Annotated in this window: 5 protein-coding genes and 1 pseudogene; 3 read left to right on the forward strand and 3 right to left on the reverse strand. The window is 72.5% G+C overall.

The genetic code is table 11. The features are described from left to right. Together AB0N17_RS44840 and coxB are read right to left on the reverse strand one after the other, a co-directional pair. Positions 1-240: pseudogene (locus AB0N17_RS44840) on the reverse strand (cytochrome ubiquinol oxidase subunit I); the annotation flags it as partial. Continuing rightward, a complete protein-coding gene (gene coxB, locus AB0N17_RS44845; protein WP_366017467.1) occupies positions 237-1196 on the reverse strand; it encodes a cytochrome c oxidase subunit II in 960 nt (319 codons plus the stop codon). The pseudogene AB0N17_RS44840 and the gene coxB, both read right to left, overlap by 4 nt. A gap of 257 nt (positions 1197-1453) precedes the next feature. On the opposite strand from coxB, the gene AB0N17_RS44850 reads away from it, so the two are divergent. Then, positions 1454-2833, forward strand: coding sequence for an aminotransferase class V-fold PLP-dependent enzyme (locus AB0N17_RS44850; protein WP_366017468.1), 1380 nt, complete (start codon positions 1454-1456; stop codon positions 2831-2833). Positions 2834-2985: 152 nt separating this feature from the next. Here the strand turns inward: AB0N17_RS44850 and AB0N17_RS44855 are convergent, their stop codons facing one another. Beyond that, complete coding sequence (locus tag AB0N17_RS44855) at positions 2986-3960, reverse strand: carbohydrate kinase family protein (RefSeq protein ID WP_366017469.1); 975 nt, start codon at positions 3958-3960, stop codon at positions 2986-2988. A 129-nt stretch (positions 3961-4089) separates the two neighbouring features. On the opposite strand from AB0N17_RS44855, the gene AB0N17_RS44860 reads away from it, so the two are divergent. Beyond that, positions 4090-4299, forward strand: coding sequence for a hypothetical protein (locus AB0N17_RS44860; protein ID WP_366017470.1), 210 nt, complete (start codon positions 4090-4092; stop codon positions 4297-4299). Positions 4300-4400: 101 nt separating this feature from the next. Continuing rightward, on the forward strand, positions 4401-5999 hold the full coding sequence (locus AB0N17_RS44865) for a hypothetical protein (protein WP_366017471.1): 1599 nt from the start codon (positions 4401-4403) through the stop codon (positions 5997-5999). Positions 6000-6111: the final 112 nt, after the last annotated feature.

Consider the following 6111-nt stretch of genomic DNA (forward strand, 5'->3'; position numbering starts at 1 on the left):
GTTCGACATGATCTGCAGGCCCGGCCGGGCCAGCTCGGCGCGCATGAGCAACGCCATCACGCCACCGATCAGGAAGAACGCGAACGACGTGACCAGGTACATCGTTCCGATCGTCTTGTGGTCGGTGGTCGTCAGCCACTTCACCACGACGTTACCGGGCTGCTTGCGCCTGACCGGCAGCTCGTCCTCGTACGAGTCCTCTGCTGCCGCGGCACCCTGGGGTTCGTTGAGGATGCTCACAGGTTGTTCGTCCTCTGGTTCTTCTCGTGGCTCGTCTGCGCGATGCCGGCCGGGATGTAACCGGTCTGCCCCTTCGCCGCGAGCTCCTTGAGGTGCTTCTCGTACGCTGCCGGAGAGACGACCTTCACGTTGAACAGCATCCGGGAGTGGTCGACACCGCAGAGCTCGGCGCACTTGCCGAGGAAGGTGCCCTCGTGGTTCGGGGTCACCTGGAAGGCGTTGGTGTGGCCCGGGATGACGTCCTGCTTCATCAGGAACGGCACCACCCAGAAGGAGTGGATGACGTCACGAGAGGTCAGCACGAAGCGGACCGTCTTGCCCTTGGGGAGCCAGAGCGTCGGACCGGGGTTGCCCGTCTCCGGGTTCCGGGTGCCGGGGGTACCGACGTCGTAGACACCGCCGGCGTTCGCCGGGAAGTCCTTCTTGAACCCGTCCGGGATGGCGTTCAGGTTCGGGTCGGTCTTGGCGTTGCCGGAGACGCCGGGGACGTTCTCGACGTAGTTGAAGCCCCAGCTCCACTGGAAGCCCACCACGTTGACCGTGACGTCGGGCTTCTTGGAGAGGTCCAGGAGCTTCGTCTCGTCCCGGGCCGTGAAGTAGAAGAGCACCGAGATGATGATGATCGGGACCACCGTGTACAGGGCCTCGATAGGCATGTTGTACCGGGTCTGCGGAGGTACCTCGACCTTGGTGCGGCTGCGCCGGTGGAACATGGCGCTCCACAGGATCAGGCCCCACACCAGCACGCCGACGGCGAGCGCGGCAGCCCAGGAGCCCTGCCACAGCGAGAGGATCCGCGGAGCCTCTTCGGTGGTCGGGGTGGGCATACCAAGGCGGGGGAAGTCCTTGTATGTGCAACCGGTTGCGGTCGCCAGGACCAGGCCCGCGGTCATTGCCTGCAGCAGCTTCCGCCGCATCGGGCGCCGCGGCGAGCGGTCGGAGCCGTTGGGACTCACGTAGCGCCTTCCCGAGAGTCTCGCCCGCGCGGTCGGCTGCGGCCTTCTCGCTGGTCGGTCGCCGCCCTGCGTCGGGCAGGGGTTTGGATGTTTATGCGGACCAAACCCTAGCCCACCCTCTCCGAGGGTTCGCGGGGAGGGGTGCCTACTGGAGCGGGTGGTTCGCTGAATTGGCGGTCGCGGGTCCATTGTGGCTGGTCGCGCAGTTCCCCGCGCCCCTGGGTCGGCCACCTCCGCCGGGGTCTTAACGTTGCCGTATGGCCTACTTTGACGCTGCCTCCGCCGTTCCTCTCCATCCCGTTGCTCGTCAGGCGCTGTTGGCCTCTTTGGATGAAGGGTGGGCCGATCCCGCTCGGCTCTACCGGGAGGGACGCAAGGCGCGGATGCTGCTCGACGCGGCTCGCGAGGCCGCCGCGGAGGCGGTCGGGTGCCGGGCGGACGAGGTGGTGTTCACGGCGTCCGGGACGCGGGCCGTCCATACCGGTGTCGCGGGGGCGTTGGCCGGAAGACGCCGGGTCGGACGCCACCTGATCGTGTCAGCCGTCGAACACTCCTCCGTGCTCCATTCGGCGGAGGTGTTCGAGGCGGACGGCGGAACGGTGACCCAGGTGCCGGTGAACCGGGCGGGCCTGGTGGACCCGTCGCACTACGCGGCCGCTCTTCGCCCCGGCACCGCACTCGCCTGTCTGCAGTCGGCCAACCACGAGGTGGGCACCGTGCAGCCGGTGGCCGAGGTGGCCGAGGAGTGCCGGGCCGTCGGGGTGCCCCTGCTGGTGGACGCGGCGCAGTCGCTGGGGTGGGGGCCGGTCGAGGGCGCCTGGTCGCTGCTCGCGGCCAGTGCGCACAAGTGGGGCGGGCCGTCGGGGGCCGGGCTGCTCGTCGTGCGCAAGGGGGCCCGCTTCGCCGCCCGGGGCCCGGCGGACGAGCGGGAGTCGGGCCGGGCGCCCGGCTTCGAGAACCTCCCGGCGATCGTGGCGGCCGTGGCCTCGCTGCGCGCGGTACGGGCCGAGGCGGCCCAGGAGGCGGCCCGGCTACGGGAGCTGACGGAGCGGATCCGGACTCGGGTGCCGGAACTGGTGCCGGACGTGGAGGTGGTGGGCGATGCGGAACGGCGGCTGCCGGGGATCGTCACCTTCTCCTGTCTCTACGCCGACGGGGAGGCGCTGCTGCACGAACTGGACCGGGCGGGGTTCTCCGTGTCGTCCGGCTCCTCCTGCACGAGCAGCACGCTGACGCCCAGCCACGTGCTGAAGGCGATGGGGGTGCTGAGCGAGGGGAACGTGCGGGTCTCACTGCCGGCGGGCACGGCCGAGGAGGACGTGGAGCGGTTCCTGGAGGTGCTGCCGGGGGCGGTGGCCGGGGTGCGGGAGAAGCTGGGCGCGCCGGCGGCACCGGCCGCCGTGCGGGGGCCCGGGGAAGTCGTCGTCGACTCCCTCGGCAAGCGCTGCCCGATCCCGGTCATCGAACTGGCCAAGGTGTTCGGGAGCGTGCCGGTGGGCGGCACGGTGCGGGTCCTCTCCGACGACGAGGCGGCCCGGCTGGACATCCCGGCGTGGTGCGAGATGCGCGGGCAGGAGTACGTCGGGGAGGAGCCGGCGCAGAGGGGTACGGCCTACGTGGTGCGCAGGGTGAGCTGAGGGGGGCCGGGGCGCGGCCCTCGAAGACGCGCGGCCGCCGAGGGCCGCGGGGCGGAGCCGGCATGCGGCTCCGCCGCGTGGGCGCGCCCGGCCCCACGCACCCGTGGCCGGGAACGGCGTGAGTCGGGCGGGCGAGCGGCCGGACGCGGGCCTCACCCGAGGTGGGCCCGCACCTCCTGCCCGGCGTCGTCCCCGTACGCCTTCACGAACCGCTCCATGAAGTGCGCCCGCCGCAGCCGGTACTCCTGCGTCCCCACGGTCTCGATGACCAGCGTCGCCAGCATGCAGCCCACCTGCGCCGCGCGCTCCAGCGAGACGCCCCAGGCCAGTCCGGACAGGAATCCCGCACGGAAGGCGTCGCCGACGCCCGTGGGGTCGGCCTTGCGCTCCTCCTCGGCGCAGCCGACCTCGACCGGGTCCTCGCCGACCCGCTCGATGCGCACGCCCCGCGCGCCCAGCGTGGTGACGCGGTGGCCGACCCGGGAGAGGATCTCGGCGTCGCTCCAGCCCGTCTTGGACTCGATGAGGCCCTTCTCGTACTCGTTGGAGAAGAGGTACGTCGCCCCGTCGAGCAGGACCCGGATCTCCTCGCCCCCCATGCGGGCGATCTGCTGGGAGAAGTCCGCGGCGAAGGGGATGTTCCGGGTGCGGCACTCCTCCGTGTGGCGGAGCATCGCCTCCGGGTCGTCGGCGCCGATGAGGACCAGGTCGAGGCCGTCCACGCGGTCCGCGACGGTCTTCAGCTCGATCTGGCGGGCCTCGCTCATCGCGCCGGTGTAGAAGGAGCCGATCTGGTTGTGGTCGGCGTCGGTGGTGCACACGAAGCGGGCGGTGTGCAGCGTCTCGGAGATGCGGACCGACTCGGTGTCGACGCCGTGCCGGTCGAGCCACGCCCGGTACTCGTCGAAGTCGAAGCCCGCGGCGCCGACCAGGATGGGCCGGGTGCCGAGCTGCCCCATGCCGAAGGCGATGTTCGCGCCGACCCCGCCCCGGCGCACGTCCAGGTTGTCGACCAGGAAGGAGAGCGAGACCGTGTGCAGCTGGTCCGCGACGAACTGGTCGGCGAAGCGGCCGGGGAAGGTCATGAGGTGGTCGGTGGCGATGGAGCCGGTGACTGCGATGCGCACGTCGGCATTCTCCTGCGGGAGGCTGGATTGACAGTTCACGCTACCCGCTCGGGGGCTGGTGCTGTAGCTGGCGAAACTACCCGATAGTAGATCTTTCTTCGCGGCCCCTGGCATGCCTACGGTGCCCTCATGACGAACCTCAAGGTCCACTCCTTCGTCCCGGCCGACCTCGAGGGCGGCCTCGCCGAGCTGCGCGGGGACTGCGCCCGGATGGCGCCGCACTGGGCGGCTCCCGAGCACCGCGAGTCGCGGCCGGTGCCGCCGTCGCTCATCCACGGGGTGAGCGTGCCAGTGCGCTCTGCACGACTGCTGGACGCGATGTCCGACTACGGCGACTGACCTACGGGGCGCATTCCCGGGAACCGTGCGCTCCCCTCCCGCGTCCCATCGCCGTCCCCCGTGCAGGGGATGCGGGATACGACCCAGCGAGGAGCGATGCGGTGAACACCGAGCGGCCTGAGAACTCCGGGAGTGCGGAGGGTCCCGAGGTTTCCGAGGAGCGTGCGGCCGACGCGGTCGCCGACGAGCCGGAGACCGGTGGCGAGGAGCCGGGCGGGCCGCGGAGCGGTCGGGCGGAGCCGGGCGGGCCGCGGAGCGGTGGCGAGGAGCCCGGTGAGCGGGCCGGCCGGCGCCGCTCCCGTGCCGTCGTCGTCGCCGTCGCCGCGGCCGTGCTGCTGGTCGGCGGCGGGGGCGCGTATCTCGCCGCGAGCAGTGACGCGGGCGGTCGCACGGACCCGGGCGCGTCCGGCAGGGGCGCCACGCCTCCCCCGCTGGCCCTGGACGGGTGGACGGGGTCGCACGGCGTCGCGCCCGGTGAGCCGGACCCGTACGGCGCCCGGTACGTGACCCGCGGAGAGCTGCCGGACGGCCCCCGTTCGGCGCCGGTGTACGGCCCGGGCGCCGAAGTCGGCCGGGATCGGGTGGCCCGGCTGGCGAAGGCGCTCGGCGTGGACGGGACGCCGGTGGCCGAGGGGCGCCTGTGGCGGGTCGGCGGCAAGGACGGCACCGGGCCGAGTCTGCAGGTGAACCGGGACGCGCCGGGCAGCTGGACCTTCAGCCGGTACGCGCCCGGCACCGACAACTGCCGGAAGGTGACCGTCTGCGGCCAGGATCCGGGCGCTCCGGCCGGTGAGCCGGTGAGCGCGGCGGCGGCCGAGAAGGCGGCGGCACCGGTGCTGAAGGCGGCCGGGCTGGACGACGCGAAGATCGACGCGAGCCGGGTCATGGGCGCGCACCGGGTGGTCGACGCCGAGCCGGTGGTGGACGGGCTGCCGACGTACGGCTGGACGACCGGCCTGACCGTCGACCGGCAGGGCGCGCTGGTCGGCGGGCACGGGCTGCTCGGGGCGCCGGTGAAGGGGGACACGTACCCCGTCCTCGGCGCGCGCAAGACGCTGGACCTGATGAACGCGGCGCCGAAGAGCGACCACCGGATGGGGATCGGCGGCTGCGCCAGCGCGGTGCCGCTGAAGGACCGGCTGGAGCAGCCGTGCGGTGCGTCCACGGGGGCGCCGAAGCAGCCGGCGGCGGACACGGTCACGGTGCGGGGGGCGGTGTTCGGGCTGGCCGCGCACTCGGTCGGCGGGCGGCAGACGCTGGTGCCGTCCTGGCTGTTCGACGTGCGGGGGTCCGGGGCGCAGGGCTCCTTCACGGTGACGTACCCGGCGGTCGACCCGAAGTACCTGGCGCCGGCCTCGCCATCGGCGGCGCCGCCCGGGGCGTCGAAGGCACCGAAGACCAAGAACGTGCGGGTGAGCGGCTACACGGCGGACGGCCGGGTGCTGACCGTGAGCTTCTTCGGCGGGGTGTGCGCGGACTACACGGTGTCGGCGCGGGAGAGCGGCGAGAAGGTGACGGTGACGGTCACCGAGCATCCCTGGCCGGACAAGGTGTGCGTGCTGATGGCCAAGGAGTACGTCAAGACCGTGCGGCTGGCCGCGCCGCTGGACGGGCGGACGGTGGTCGGCGAGGACGGCGGGCGCATCCCGCAGAGCAAGCCGGGTGCGCTGCGGCCGGACGCGTCGGCGCGGAACCGCTGACGCACACCCGCTGACGCACGGCGAAGGCGGCGGCCCCCCTCGCCGGGGGGCCGCCTGGGCGCCGTTCTCCTTGGCGGCCCTCTCGGCGCCCTCCTTCATCTTGACGAAGAAC

The organism is Streptomyces sp. NPDC051133 (assembly GCF_040682635.1).
Taxonomy (GTDB): Bacteria; Actinomycetota; Actinomycetes; order Streptomycetales; family Streptomycetaceae; genus Streptomyces.